Origin of the sequence: Spirillospora sp. NPDC047279, from assembly GCF_040643285.1 — a bacterium.
Classification (GTDB): Bacteria; Actinomycetota; Actinomycetes; order Streptosporangiales; family Streptosporangiaceae; genus Spirillospora.
Genome location: NZ_JBEYUA010000022.1, coordinates 98,938 through 111,391, shown reverse-complemented (window position 1 = coordinate 111,391; position 12,454 = coordinate 98,938). Strand labels below are relative to the sequence as shown.

Genomic DNA, 12,454 nt, shown 5'->3' with positions numbered 1-12,454 from the left:
ACGCCCCGGCCCCGGCGTGTCGTGGCTCAGGACACCGAAGTCGCGCCCTTTACGCAGTAAGGTCAGCTCATGGTCCGACAGCCGGCGATCAACGCCCAGAACCGCACGCCGCTGAGCATCGAGCGCATCATCGAGGCCGCCCTGCAGATCGTGGACGGCCAGGGGCTCGGCCGCCTGACGATGCGGCGGCTCGGCGACGCGCTCGAGGTCGAGGCGATGGCGATCTACCACCACCTCCCCCGCGGCAAGGAGCAACTGCTCGACGGCCTCGTCGCGCACGTCGCCATCGCCCCCGCCGAGACGCGCGGCACGGCGGGCTGGCGCGAGGCGCTGCGCGGCTGGGCCCGCGGCTACCGGGCCCGCCTGCTCGACCACGCCGGCGTGCTGCCGCTCATCGTCACCCGGCGCAACCCCGCCGCGCTGGCCACGACCACCGCGTCTTTGCAGGAGGCGATGCGCCTGGGCGGCATCCCCGAGGCGTCCGCCGCCGTCGCGGCCCACACCCTGCTGTCGTACGTCATCGGGCACACGACGCTGGAGGTGCGGGGCGTCCCGGAGGGCTCGGGCGAGACGGTGGACTGGGACGCCCGGTTCAACGGCGGGCTCACCCTCGTGCTGAACGCCGTCAACCCCTGACGCCCGCGGCCTGAACGTCCACGTCCAGGACCGGCCCCGGAAGCCGGGGCACGGCGGCTCACTCGTCGACGACCAGGACCTCGAGGCTGCGCGGGCCGTTTCCGCCGGGCACCCGCGCCTGCTCGACCGCGGTGGTGACCGACGGGCCACTGATCCACGTGAGCGGGCGGTAGGGGTCGAGCCGCGCGACGGCCTCGGGGACGGTCCCCACGATCTGGTCGGCGTGCACGACGCACAGATGGTGGTCGGGCACCACCGACAACGCGCGGCGCCCCTGGGCGCGCCCGCCGTCCAGGACGATCGTGCCGGTCTGCGCGATGGCCACCGCGCATCCGGTCACCACGCCGTCCACGGCGTCGAGCGTGGCGGCGTCGGTCACCGCCGAGTCGGCGAGGGCGCGCACCCCCTCCAGCTCGGCGAGCCAGCCGTAGGGCAGGTCGGCGGGGACCACGATCCGCTTGGCCTCGCGGCCCCACAACGCCGCGGCGATGGTGGTGCCCAGCTCGTCGGCGCTGACGTGCCGGACCGTCGCACGCAGGTCGGCGACCCGTTCGGTGAACAGCGCGACGACGTCGGCGCGGGTCTCGGCCTCCTCGGCGCCCAGACGGCGCCGATAGAGGCGCGGGACGGCGGCCGCCGTCCCGCGGGCCGCGCCGAGCGCGCCGCGCACCCGGCCGAGGACCTCCTCGCGCGAGCTCACCGGAACCTCCTCGGCGGCCGGTCGCGCCACCAGGCGCGGAAGCTCTGGGCGGGCGGCGTGGGCAGGTCCCTGGCGTCGGTCCACTTGCCCAGCAGGCCCGGGAGCCGCCGGATGCGGCCGCCGCGCGACAGCAGCCGCGCCCACCGCGTGCTGCGCAGCAGGGACGCCTCGTACCGGCGGCGGTCGCCCATGGTCCAGGCGACCGTCCGCATGAGGAGCATCTCGGGGTTGGGGACCGGGCGGCGGCGCCGCGACTCGACGACCTTGCCGCGCAGGTGGATCAGCACGTCCGGGATGTCGATCTTGACCGGGCACACGTCCGCGCAGGCCCCGCACAACGTGGAGGCGTACGGGAGCGACGCCTCGTAGGCGCCCTCGACGCCCCGGAACTGCGGCGTGAGGATCGCCCCGATGGGACCGGGCAGGACGGGCCCGTAGGGTCCGCCGCCGGCCCGCTCGTAGACCGGGCAGACGTTGAGGCAGGCCGCGCAGCGGACGCAGCGCAGCGCCGTCCGGCCGACCTCGTCGGCGAGCGCCGCGCTGCGCCCGTTGTCGAGCAGGACGAGGTGCAGGGCGTGCGGACCGTCGCCCGGCGTGACCCCCGTCCAAGCCGAGACCGACGGGCTCATCGGATCTCCCGCGGAGGAGCGCGGGACGAGTTGCAGCAGCACCTCCAGGTCCTGCCAGGTGGGCACGACCGACTCGATCCCCGCGACGCAGATCAGCGTCCCGGCCAGCGCCAGGGACATCCGCCGGCCGCCCTCGGTCTCCAGCGCCACCAGCGTGCCCGTCTCGGCGACCGCGAAGTCGGCGCCGAACACCGCGACCCGGGCGGTGAGGAGCCGGTGGCGCAGATGGGTGCGCGCGGCGGCGGCGAGGGCCTCGGGGTCGTCGGACAGGCCGGGCCCCGCGCCGGGCAGCCCGTTCAGGAACAGGTCGCGGATCTGCGCCCGGTTGCGGTGCGCGGCGGGCGAGGTCAGGTGGGACGCCCCATCGGGCCCGAGCCGGACGACGAGCTCGCCGATCTCGGTCTCGCGGGCCGTCGCGCCGGCCGCGCCGAGCGCCTCGTCCAGGCCGATCTCGCGGGTGAGCGCCGAGCCGGCCGTGACGACCTCGCCTTCGCCGGTCTCCCGCACCAGCCGGGTCACGATGTCCCCGGCCTCGGCGGCGTCGACGGCCCAGTGCACGGTGCCGCCCGCCTCGGTGACGGCACGTTCCAGTTCCTCCAGAAGGCCGTCGAGGTTGAGGAGCGCCTGGTCCCTGATGGCGGCGCCGGCCTCGCGCAGGTCGTCCCAGTCGGGCGCGTCCCGGGCGGCGGCCGCAGAGCGGTCGCGGAGCGCGCCGGTGGCCGTCCGCAGGTTGCGGCGCTGCCCGGTGTCGGACAGGGCCGCCTTGGCCCCGGCGGCGAACTTGGGCATGCCCAGCGGCACGGGGGTCATCGCCGCTCCGTACCGGCGAGGATCTCCGCCAGGTGCATCACCCGGACGCCGCCGCGCAGCCGCGACAGCGCGCCGCCGATGTGGGTGAGGCAGGAGTTGTCGGCCGCGCAGACCACGTCGGCGGCGGTGTCGCGGATGTGCCGGACCTTGTCGGCGACCATCGCCACCGACAGGTCGGCGTTCTTCATCGCGAACGCGCCGCCGAAGCCGCAGCACTCGTCGGCGGCGGGCAGGTCGACCAGCTCCAGCCCCTTGACGGCGCGCAGCAGGCGCAGCGGCCGGTCGCCGACGCGCAGGCTCCGCAGCGACTGGCAGGTGGGCTGGTAGGTGACCCGGTGCGGGAAGTAGGCACCCACGTCCACCACGCCGAGGACGTCGACCAGGAACTCCGACAGCTCGTAGACCGCCAGGCCGGCCGCGGCCTCGGCGAGCGCGGGGTCGCCCGCCGACCGAGCCAGCCGCGGGTAGGCGTCACGCACCGTGGCCGCGCAGGACGCCGAGGGCGTCACCACCACGTCGGCGCCGAACACGCCGGTGAAGCGCCGCGCCAGATCGGCCGCCTCGCGGTGGTAGCCCGTCGTCCAGTGCATCTGGCCACAACAGGTCTGTTCCACCGGGAACTCCACCTCGTGGCCGAGTCTTTCGAGAAGCTCGGTGACGGCCCGCCCGGTGCCCGGGAACAGCGCGTCGTTGAAGCAGGCGACGAACAGCCGCACGCGCATGGCGCCTCCTCCCCCGTGTCCGTGCCCCTGCTCCGAGGAGTACAAGGAGTAATCGTAGGAGTCGCGGCCACGGCGGACAGGCGGAACGATCGCAGACTTCTGGCCGGTTCCGGGCCGCGGGAGGGGCGGTTCGCAAAACGGGGGGAATCGTTTTCCCATCTGACGGCGTGTCGTTCTTCACCCGTTATCGATCTCGGGGCACATTATGCGTGGCACCTCAGAGTGAGGCGGGTCACAGCCCACCGGTACCGCGGTACCAGATCACAACCGTCCCAACGGGCTATGGCCGCGAAGATGCGAACCGCATCACACTGGGGAGCGTCAAAGAATGACAACAGACCGCACCACAGACCGGAGGCACGCCGATGTGCCCGCACCAGCCATCCTGTCCCTCTCCTGACGGACCGAACCGCGACGCCGCGCGTACGATGGTCCACCACCCCGAGCAGGGGTGGAGCCTTCTGTGCAACGGCGTCGTGCTCTTCGAGGACACCGGTGAGCTGCTGCCCAACGGGGGAATCATCGCACCGCACCGGCCGACGGACCTGATCGCTCCGTCCGCCGCCTGACTGCCTCCTTCCCGGGGCCCCGCCCCCGGCACGGGGGACTAGTCCGAACGGGTGATCATCCTCGGGGGCACGGCCCACCCGACCGAGGCCATCGGACCGGCCAGGTCCGGCGGCCCACGACGACACTCCGGCGCCCGCTCAGGCGGGCGTCTTTCGTTTCGCCCACCTGCGCAGCCACGGCCCGGCCGCGGCGCCGACCGCGTCCGGGTCCTTGTCGAGGTCATGGCGTTCGCCGGGCAGCACCACGACCTCCGCCGCGTCGCCCGCGTCCGGCACGCCGAACGGGTCACGGTCCCCGTTGACCACGAGCACCTCCACCCCGGCCGAGCGCAGCTCCTCGACCCGCGTCTTCTCCGGCCTGCCCGGCGGGTGCAGCGGGAACGCCAGCGCGACCACGCCCGTCGCGCCCGCGGCCCGCGCCGTGCGGCACGCCACCCGCGCCCCGTTGCTCCGCCCGCCCTGCACCAGCGGCACGTCGCCGAACGGTTCGCGGACCACCCCGAGGATCTCCAGCCAGGCCTCGTCCTGCTTCACCGCCGGCCCCGGCGCGCGCCGTCCCGCCAGCCGGAACGGCTGCATCACCCGGGCCACCGCGCCGCCGAGCCCGAGCGCGACCGCCCGGACGGCCAGCAGGTCGGCGGCCTCCACTCCCCCGTTCGACCCGTGCGTCAGCACCAGCAGGAAGGCGGGGTCGGCCACCTCGTCGACGGTGACCTCCGCAGGGCCGTGGGCCGTGACGATCTCCATGTGACCCACCGTAGCCGCCGCGTCCCGGTAGGGCAGACTTGGCCCATGGAACAGATGACAGAGAGTGAGTGGCGCGCCTTCGTGTCGGAGGGCACCCGGACCGGCAAGATCGCCCTCACCCGCAAGGACGGCTCGCCGCACGTGACGCCCATCTGGTTCGTCCTGGACGGCGGCGACCTGGTGTTCAACACCGGCAAGGACAGCCTCAAGGGCCGGATCCTGCGCCGCGACCCGCGGGTGTCGATCTGCGTGGACGATCAGGAGCCGCCGTTCTCGTTCGTCATCGTCAAGGGCGAGGCCGAGCTGTCCGACGACATCGACGAGATGCGGACCTGGGCCACCGCCATCGGCGGCCGCTACATGGGCGAGGACCGCGCCGCGGAGTTCGGCGAGCGCAACGCGGTCCCCGGCGAGTACCTCGTCCGGGTCAAGATCGGCAAGGTCGTCGCCGAACGTGCCGTCGCGGGCTGATCAGGGCTCGCGGCCGTCGGGCCAGCCGGGCGGGAGCGACGCGGCGGTGGCGCCCGTCGCCAGGCGCAACCGCTCGGCGAAGCTCTCGTGCAGCAGCGGGCCCCACAGGTAGTCGCTGGGCACCCGGACGGCCTGCCCGAGGAGGTCGTGGGTCTCGCCGGGCGCCCGCTCCGCGGCGGGGTCCTCGGCGTAGCGGACGGCGAGCAGCGCGTACATGTGGTCGAGGGCGCCGAACGCCTCGCCCGCGACCGCGGGCAGCGCGCCGTCGGCGACCGCCGACTCCACCACCGGCTCCCACCACAGGTCGGCGGGGTCACCGTCCTCGTCGCCGAAGTCGCGCCGCAGCCGGGCCCGCACCTGGCCCGAGACGCCGGGATCGGACAGGCCCCGGCGCCAGACCTCGCGCGCCTCTTCGCCGCGGCCGCGCAGCGGGAGCGTGCGGGCCAGCAGCTCGGTGGCGAGCGGGCCGACCTCGGCGTCGGCCGCGGCGTCGCCGTCGCCGAGCGCGGCGCCGAACGCCCCGATGGCCTGGTCGAGGTAGGAGATGCCGAGCGAGACCGCGAGCCGCGCGTAGGCGTACGGGGCGGTCTCGCGGTCGATGAGCCTCAGGCCCGCGGTGAGGACGCGCTGGGCGCGGGCGGGCTCGCCGCGTTCGAGCAGCCGCTGGGCGAGGTCGTGGGCGGCGACCGGGCCGTACTCGGGGTCGCCGGTCGCGATCGCCTCCTCCCAGCGGCCCCGGGCGGCGTCGAAGTCGCCCGCGTCGTCGGCCAGGCGGCCCAGCGCGAGCAGCGCGGGCGGCAGGTAGGCGGCGTTGCCGAAGTCGACCACGACCTGCCAGGCCGGGCCCGCCTCCTGGTATTCGCCGGCGCGTTCGTGGGTCAGCGCCAGGTGGTAGGCGGCGCGCGGACCGTATTCGGGGTCCTCGGTGCTGATGGCGGTGCGGTCGGCCTCACGGGCCGCCGCGACGTCGCCGGCGTCGTCGAGGACGACGGCGAGGCCGAGCGCGGCCTGGGCGCGGGCCGGGGTGTCGCCCAGCGCGAGCACCTGCTCGAACAGCCGGGCGGCCCGGTCGGCCTCACCGTTCTCGGCGAGCCGCCGGGCCTCGTCGCACAGGCGGGCCGGGTCGTCTGGCGTCTTGCTCATGCGGCAGCCTTCTGGGGGTCGAGTAGGTGCCCCCGACCCTATCGAGCGGGGGCCCTCCCCGTCCCGGGACGACACCCGGATCCGGCCAAGAACGATCACTGCCGCGGCCGGACCCGGGTGGCCGCTCAGTCCTCGAACGCCTCCGGCGGCGGGCACGAGCACACCAGGTTGCGGTCGCCGTAGGCCTGGTCGATGCGGCGCACCGGTGACCAGTACTTGCCCTCCCGCAGGGAGGGCACCGGGTAGGCGGCCTCCTCGCGGGCGTAGGGGTGCTTCCAGTCCTCGGTGATCAGGCTGGCGGCGGTGTGCGGGGCGTTCTTGAGCGGGTTGTCGTCGCGGTCGTGGCCGCCGTCGGCCACCCGCTCGATCTCGCGCCGGATCGCCACCATCGCGTCGGCGAACCGGTCGAGCTCGGCGAGGTCCTCGCTCTCGGTCGGCTCGATCATCAGGGTGCCGGCGACCGGGAACGACAGGGTCGGCGCGTGGAAGCCGTAGTCGATGAGCCGCTTGGCCACGTCCTCGGCGGTGATCCCGGTGTCCTTGGTGATCTTGCGCAGGTCGATGATGCACTCGTGCGCGACCAGCCCGTTGCGCCCGGCGTAGAGCACCGGGAAGTGCGGGGCCAGCCGGGCGGCCAGGTAGTTGGCGCCGATGATGGCGCTCTCGGTGGCCTCGCGCAGGCCGTCCGCGCCCATCATCGCGATGTAGGCCCACGAGATCGGCAGGATGCCCGCCGAACCCCACGGTGCCGCCGAGATCGGCCCGACGCCGGTCTCCCGCGGTCCGGCCTCGGGACGCAGCGGGTGGCTCGGCAGGAACGGCGCCAGGTGCTCGCGGACGCCGACCGGGCCCACGCCGGGACCGCCGCCGCCGTGCGGGATGCAGAACGTCTTGTGCAGGTTGAGGTGCGAGACGTCGGAGCCGAACTCGCCCGGCCGGGCCAGCCCGACCAGCGCGTTGAGGTTGGCGCCGTCGACGTAGACCTGGCCGCCCGCGTCGTGCACGGACTTGCACACGTCGGCGATGGTCTCCTCGAACACGCCGTGCGTGGACGGGTAGGTGACCATGATCGCGGCCAGCTGCGCACGGTGCTTGTCGATCTTGGCGTGCAGGTCGTCGAGATCGATGTTGCCCTGGTCGTCGCACTTGACCACGACGACCTTCATGCCGGCCATCACGGCGCTGGCGGCGTTGGTGCCGTGCGCGGAGGACGGGATGAGGCAGATCGTGCGGGACTCGTCGCCGCGGGAGGCGTGGTAGCCGCGGATGGCCAGGAGCCCGGCCAGCTCGCCCTGGGAGCCGGCGTTGGGCTGGACCGACACCCGGGCGTACCCGGTGATCTCCGACAGCCACCCCTCCAGCTCGCCGATCAGCTCGACGTAGCCCTGGGCCTGCTCGACCGGCGCGAACGGGTGGATGTCGGCGAACTCCGGCCAGGTGACCGGCTCCATCTCGGTCGTCGCGTTCAGCTTCATCGTGCAGGAGCCGAGCGGGATCATCGACCGGTCGAGCGCGATGTCCTTGTCCTGGAGCCGGCGCAGGTAGCGCAACATCGCGGTCTCGGAGCGGTGCGCGTGGAAGACCGGGTGGGTCAGGTAGGGGCTCTCGCGGCGCAGCTCCGCGGGGATCGCCTCGCCGGACGGCTCGGGCGGTGCCCCGTCGAGGCCGAACGAGGCCAGCACCGCGGCGACGTCGTCGTCCCCGGTGGTCTCGTCGCAGGCGATCGCCAGGTGGTCGGCGTCGACCAGCCGCAGGTTGCGGCCGTTGTCCAGGGCCTTGGCGAGGACGTCGCGCGCCCGTCCCGGGACGCGGGCCAGCACGGTGTCGAAGAACGTCCCGTGCACGACCTCGACGCCGCCGGCGCGCAGGCCCTCGGCGATCTCGGTGGCGTGCCGGTGGGCGCGCCCGGCGATCGCGGCGAGGCCCTCGGGGCCGTGGTAGACCGCGTACATGCTCGCCATGACGGCCAGGAGCACCTGGGCGGTGCAGATGTTGCTGGTGGCCTTCTCGCGGCGGATGTGCTGCTCGCGGGTCTGGAGCGCGAGCCGGTAGGCGGTGGCGCCGTCGGCGTCGACCGACACGCCCACCAGGCGGCCGGGAAGCTGCCGCTGGATGCCCTCGGCCACGGCCATGTAGCCGGCGTGCGGGCCGCCGAAGCCGTACGGGACGCCGAACCGCTGGGCCGACCCCACGACGATGTCGGCGCCGGACTCGCCCGGCGGCCGCAGCAGGGTCAGCGCGAGCAGGTCGGCGGCGACGACCACCTGGGCGCCGCGCTCGTGCGCCGCCGCGGTGACCGGCGCCAGGTCGCGCACCGCCCCGGAGGCGCCCGGGTACTGGAGCAGGACGCCGAAGAAGTCGCCCTCGGGCAGGCCGCCGGACAGGTCGGCGGTCACGACCTCGATGCCCAGCGGGACGGCGCGGGTGCGGATGACCTCGATGGTCTGCGGCAGCGCGTCGGCGTCGACCAGGAACGCGCCGGGGTCCTTGCGCTTGGACACCCGGTGGGCCAGCGCCATCGCCTCGGCGGCGGCGGTGCCCTCGTCCAGCAGCGAGGCGTTGGCCACCGGCAGCCCCGTGAGATCGCTCACGACCGTCTGGAAGTTGAGGAGCGCCTCCAGGCGCCCCTGGGAGATCTCGGGCTGGTAGGGCGTGTAGGCGGTGTACCAGCCGGGGTTCTCCAGGACGTTGCGCAGGATCACGCCGGGAGTGTGGGTGCCGTGGTAGCCGAGCCCGATCATGGACCGGACCACGGTGTTGCGGTCGGCCAGCTCGCGCAGCCGGGCCAGCGCCTGCGGCTCGCTCAGCCCGGCGGGCAGGTCGAGGGGGCGGCCGGTACGGATCGCCGCGGGCACCGCGTCGTCGATCAGGGCGTCGGCGCTCGAGTAGCCGATCGCCGCCAGCATGCGGGCCTGGTCGTCGGGGGACGGGCCGATGTGCCGGTCGGCGAACGTGGTCCGCGGATGTTGCGGTGAGGCCACCGGTGCGAAGAACTGGGCGGTCATTGGGGAGCCTCCTGGGCTGCTGCGGTCGCTCAGGGCCACCAGCGGCCCCGCTGGGCCGATGGCTTGTCTCCCCCTCTGTCATGGGCACCTGAGAGATTCGCCCGCGCGGAACGGGATTTCCCCTTCGGTGAGGCCCCTCCCCCGTTTCGAGGAGACGGCGCCTGCTTTCCAGAGGTGCCTCGCCCAGCGGTCCTTTTGCCTGAGAGGTTCCGGGGAGGGTTGCCCCTTCGGCGCTCCACGCTGGCGGCGTGGAGTCTCTCCCGCACAGGGTCGACGGCATGTCCACTGGGAACTCTATCCAAAGGACGCCGGAAACGATCGCGGCGCCCCGCCCGGGGCGGGGCCCATGATCGGCCCGCGGGAGCGGCCCAAGTACGATATTCACAGCTCACGGAGCGGGGGCCAGGGGCGGAGAAGGGCACGAATGTCGGGTGAGGCCGCGCGGGGCGAGTTGCCGGGCCCCGCTCGACGCGGCGGCGCGTCGTCTGGGACGCTGATCGCGGTGACAGGTTCGGACGGCGGTGCGGCATGTCTCAAGGTGTGACGCACGACACCACGGAAGGCGCTCCCGAGATCCGGAGCGAGGCGCCCGAGCCCAGGCTCGGCGCCGGCCTCGGCGTGCCCGTCGACGAGCCGCCGCGCCCCGACCGCATCCGGCGCCCGGCCGACGCGTTCCGGTTCGTCGGCGCGATCCTGGGCCTGGCGGCGGTCCTGCTGCTGGTGTCCATCGCCAAGGGCACCACGCACGGCATCCAGACCGACATCGTCGAGGGCACCGCGCACGCGCCCAGGTTCCTGCTGACGCTGGCCACGCTGGTCTCCAGCTTCGGCGTGCTGGCCGTCCCGGTGGCGTTCGCGATCGAACGCCTGTTCCACAAGGACGGCGTGCGGGTCGCCATCGCCCTGCTGGCCGCGGTGATCGCGTTCGGCCTCACCATCGTCCTGGACGACTGGGTGGTGCCCGCGGCTCCGGGCGGCGTGCTCGACTCCCTCATCTGGGGCGGTACCGACACCGCCCCCGTCCACACCGACATCACCCCGGTGATCGCGTTCGTGACGGCGGTCGGCATGGCCGGCCGGGCCCGCTGGCAGGCCGTCACCTGGACGATGATCGGCCTTGCCGCGCTGACCGGCCTGACCGCCTCGTACGCCTCGGTGGCGGCGCTGGCGGCCACCTACTTCCTCGGCCGCACCATCGGCTACGGAACGCTCTACGCGGTCGGCACGCCCAACCCGCGGCCGGCCGGATCCGCGGTCATGGCCGGATTGGGCCGCCTCGGGTTCACCCCCCTGCGCGCCCGCCGGGTGGAGAACGCGGCCGACGAGCCCCGCGCGTACGACGTGGCGGTGGAGCACGAGTCGGGACACCCGCTGCCCACCGGCGACTGGCAGCTGCGCGTCAACGTGCTCGACCGCGACCAGCAGACCGCCGGCCTGCTCTACCGGGTGTGGCGGCTGCTCCGGCTCCGGTCCGCGACGCCGCGCCGGGCGCTGCGCTCGCTGCGCCGCTCGCTGGAGCAGGAGTCGCTGATGGCGTACGCGGTGCACGCGGCGGGCGCCCGCACCCCGCGCCTCATGGGCACCGCCGAGGTCGGCACCGAGGCGGCCCTGCTGGCCTACGAGCACGTCCCCGGCCGCCGGCTGGAGGCCCTGCCGGACGACGAGATCACCGACGACCTGCTGACCGACGTCTGGCGGCAGTTCCAGCGCCTCCAGGCGGGCCGGCTCGCCCACCGCCGGCTGGAGGCCGAGGCCGTCCTGGTCTCCGACGACGGCCGGGCCCACCTGACCGACCTGCGCGCCGGCGAGACCGCCGCCGGCGACCTGGCGCTGCGCCTGGACCTGGCCCAGCTGCTGGCCACCCTGGCGCTGCGCACGAGCGCGGAACGCGCCGTGGCGACCGCCTCCCCCGTCCTCGGCAAGAGCACGCTCGCCGCCGTGGTGCCGATGTTGCAGCGGGTGGCCCTCACCCGCAACACCCGCACCGCGCTCCGGCACGAGAAGGACCTGCTGACCCGCATCCGCGAGCAGATCCTGCGCCTGGAGCCCGAGAGCGAGGCGCCGCCGATCAGGCTGGAGCGTTTCCGCCCCCGCACGATCGTCAGCATCGTGGCGCTGACGTTCGCGGCCTACATCATCTTCCCGCAGCTCAGCAGCGTCGACCTGGTCAAGCTGGCGTCCTCGGCCGAATGGTGGTGGGCCGGGATCGGCCTGGCCGCCGCGGCCGTCACCTACGTGGCCGCCGCCTGGATGCTGATCGGCTTCGTGCCCGAACGGCTGCCGCTGTGGCGCACGGTCCTGGTCCAGCTCGCCGCGTCGTTCGTCAAGCTCGTCGCCCCCGCCGCCGTGGCGGGCGTGGCCCTCAACACCCGTTACCTCCAGCGGTCCGGCGTGCGGCCCGGGCCCGCGGTGGCCAGCGTGGGCGCGTCGCAGCTGATGGGCATGGTCACGCACATCCTGCTGCTGATCATGTTCGGCTTCATCACCGGGTCGACCAACAACGCCACCAAGGACCTCGCGCCGTCCCGCATGATCGTCATCGTCCTGCTGACGCTGGCGATCCTGGCGGGCGTCGCGCTGACGATCCCCAAGGTGCGGCGGTTCGTCACGACCCGGCTCAAGAGCATGTTCTCCGGCGTCGTCCCGCGGCTGATGGACGTGCTCCAGTCGCCCAAGAAGATGATCATGGGGATGGGCGGCATCCTGCTGCTCAGCGCGGCGTTCGTGGTGTGCCTGGACGCCTCGATCCGCGCGTTCGGCGGAACGTTGCCGCTCACCGCGGTGATCGTGGTGTTCCTGACGGCCAACGCGGTCGGCTCCGCCGCGCCGACACCCGGCGGCCTGGGTGCCGTCGAGGCGTCCCTCACGCTGGCGCTGACGCTCGCCGGGCTGACCGCCGAGACCGCGACCTCGGCGGTGCTGCTCTACCGTCTGCTGACGCTCTGGCTGCCGGTGCTGCCCGGCTGGGCCGCGTTCACCTATCTCCAGCGCAAGGAAGCGATCTAGCCGTACATCCAGGGTC

The 12,454-nt window shown here is 73.9% G+C and carries 10 protein-coding genes and 2 riboswitches; of the genes, 4 read left to right on the top strand and 6 right to left on the bottom strand.

The genetic code is table 11. The annotated features are described in order from the left end of the window. Positions 1–69: 69 nt before the first annotated feature. Positions 70–636, top strand: a complete 567-nt coding sequence (locus ABZ810_RS40510; protein ID WP_358412229.1) for a TetR/AcrR family transcriptional regulator C-terminal domain-containing protein — start codon at positions 70–72, stop codon at positions 634–636. 58 nt (positions 637–694) lie between these two features. Here the strand turns inward: ABZ810_RS40510 and ABZ810_RS40505 are convergent, their stop codons facing one another. Genes ABZ810_RS40505 through ABZ810_RS40495 form a run of 3 tightly spaced genes read right to left on the bottom strand, consistent with a single transcriptional unit; the run spans position 695 to position 3,497 of the window. Then, on the bottom strand, positions 695–1,336 hold the full coding sequence (locus ABZ810_RS40505) for an LUD domain-containing protein (RefSeq protein WP_358412228.1): 642 nt from the start codon (positions 1,334–1,336) through the stop codon (positions 695–697). Next, positions 1,333–2,775: an LUD domain-containing protein gene (locus ABZ810_RS40500; protein WP_358412227.1), complete on the bottom strand. Its 1,443-nt coding sequence runs from the start codon at positions 2,773–2,775 to the stop codon at positions 1,333–1,335. Before ABZ810_RS40500 ends, ABZ810_RS40505 begins: the two co-directional genes overlap by 4 nt. Continuing rightward, positions 2,772–3,497 carry a (Fe-S)-binding protein gene (locus ABZ810_RS40495; RefSeq protein ID WP_358412226.1) on the bottom strand — a complete coding sequence of 242 codons (726 nt, stop codon included), beginning with the start codon at positions 3,495–3,497 and terminating at the stop codon, positions 2,772–2,774. The genes ABZ810_RS40500 and ABZ810_RS40495 overlap by 4 nt, the downstream gene beginning before the upstream one ends. A gap of 365 nt (positions 3,498–3,862) precedes the next feature. On the opposite strand from ABZ810_RS40495, the gene ABZ810_RS40490 reads away from it, so the two are divergent. Further along, complete coding sequence (locus tag ABZ810_RS40490; protein ID WP_358412225.1) at positions 3,863–4,066, top strand: DUF5999 family protein; 204 nt, start codon at positions 3,863–3,865, stop codon at positions 4,064–4,066. 138 nt (positions 4,067–4,204) lie between these two features. Here the strand turns inward: ABZ810_RS40490 and ABZ810_RS40485 are convergent, their stop codons facing one another. Then, complete coding sequence (locus ABZ810_RS40485) at positions 4,205–4,813, bottom strand: alpha/beta family hydrolase (protein ID WP_358412224.1); 609 nt, start codon at positions 4,811–4,813, stop codon at positions 4,205–4,207. A 45-nt stretch (positions 4,814–4,858) separates the two neighbouring features. On the opposite strand from ABZ810_RS40485, the gene ABZ810_RS40480 reads away from it, so the two are divergent. Next, a complete protein-coding gene (locus ABZ810_RS40480; protein WP_358412223.1) occupies positions 4,859–5,284 on the top strand; it encodes a PPOX class F420-dependent oxidoreductase in 426 nt (141 codons plus the stop codon). On the opposite strand, the gene ABZ810_RS40475 is transcribed toward ABZ810_RS40480, so the two are convergent. Together ABZ810_RS40475 and gcvP are read right to left on the bottom strand one after the other, a co-directional pair. Further along, positions 5,285–6,427 carry a tetratricopeptide repeat protein gene (locus ABZ810_RS40475; RefSeq protein ID WP_358412222.1) on the bottom strand — a complete coding sequence of 381 codons (1,143 nt, stop codon included), beginning with the start codon at positions 6,425–6,427 and terminating at the stop codon, positions 5,285–5,287. Positions 6,428–6,552: 125 nt separating this feature from the next. After that, complete coding sequence (gene gcvP, locus ABZ810_RS40470; RefSeq protein ID WP_358412221.1) at positions 6,553–9,432, bottom strand: aminomethyl-transferring glycine dehydrogenase; 2,880 nt, start codon at positions 9,430–9,432, stop codon at positions 6,553–6,555. 66 nt (positions 9,433–9,498) lie between these two features. Further along, positions 9,499–9,609: riboswitch (glycine riboswitch) on the bottom strand. Then, positions 9,610–9,705: riboswitch (glycine riboswitch) on the bottom strand. Positions 9,706–9,960: 255 nt separating this feature from the next. Here gcvP and ABZ810_RS40465 point away from each other — a divergent pair. Further along, positions 9,961–12,438, top strand: a complete 2,478-nt coding sequence (locus ABZ810_RS40465) for a lysylphosphatidylglycerol synthase transmembrane domain-containing protein (RefSeq protein WP_358412220.1) — start codon at positions 9,961–9,963, stop codon at positions 12,436–12,438. The last annotated feature ends 16 nt before the right edge of the window (positions 12,439–12,454 follow it).

Coding starts and splice junctions, on each gene's coding strand:
- ABZ810_RS40510 (WP_358412229.1), top strand. CDS start 70: ATGGTCCGACAGCCGGCGATCAACGCCCAGAACCGCACGCCGCTGAGC.
- ABZ810_RS40500 (WP_358412227.1), bottom strand. CDS start 2,775: ATGACCCCCGTGCCGCTGGGCATGCCCAAGTTCGCCGCCGGGGCCAAG.
- ABZ810_RS40495 (WP_358412226.1), bottom strand. CDS start 3,497: ATGCGCGTGCGGCTGTTCGTCGCCTGCTTCAACGACGCGCTGTTCCCG.
- ABZ810_RS40490 (WP_358412225.1), top strand. CDS start 3,863: ATGTGCCCGCACCAGCCATCCTGTCCCTCTCCTGACGGACCGAACCGC.
- ABZ810_RS40485 (WP_358412224.1), bottom strand. CDS start 4,813: ATGGAGATCGTCACGGCCCACGGCCCTGCGGAGGTCACCGTCGACGAG.
- ABZ810_RS40480 (WP_358412223.1), top strand. CDS start 4,859: ATGGAACAGATGACAGAGAGTGAGTGGCGCGCCTTCGTGTCGGAGGGC.
- ABZ810_RS40475 (WP_358412222.1), bottom strand. CDS start 6,427: ATGAGCAAGACGCCAGACGACCCGGCCCGCCTGTGCGACGAGGCCCGG.
- gcvP (WP_358412221.1), bottom strand. CDS start 9,432: ATGACCGCCCAGTTCTTCGCACCGGTGGCCTCACCGCAACATCCGCGG.
- ABZ810_RS40465 (WP_358412220.1), top strand. CDS start 9,961: ATGTCTCAAGGTGTGACGCACGACACCACGGAAGGCGCTCCCGAGATC.